Annotated in this window: 1 pseudogene; it reads right to left on the bottom strand. The window is 75.4% G+C overall.

What is annotated here, in order from left to right:
* Positions 1–232, bottom strand: a pseudogene (locus SB773_RS34890) (hypothetical protein); the annotation flags it as partial.

Genomic DNA, 232 nt, shown 5'->3' on the forward strand with positions numbered 1-232 from the left:
GACGGCAGCGACGCGACGGCGTTCACCGCGGTCGCGTAATACGAGGCCGCCCGGAGGAAGGCGGCAGCCGCGCTGACCGCGTGGCCGGCCGCGGCCGAGGCCTCACCCTGCGCGGCGACGCGGCTTCCCAGCTCCCGCCAGGCGTGGAACCAGCCCTCGTGATCCTTGTCGCCGACACCGTGCACGGCGGCAAGGACCTCGCCGATGTCGGCGGCCCCGCTGTACGCCTGGC

Origin of the sequence: Bacillus sp. SIMBA_074, assembly GCF_046534555.1 — a bacterium.
GTDB classification, from domain to species: Bacteria; Bacillota; Bacilli; order Bacillales; family Bacillaceae_G; genus Bacillus_A; species Bacillus_A mycoides.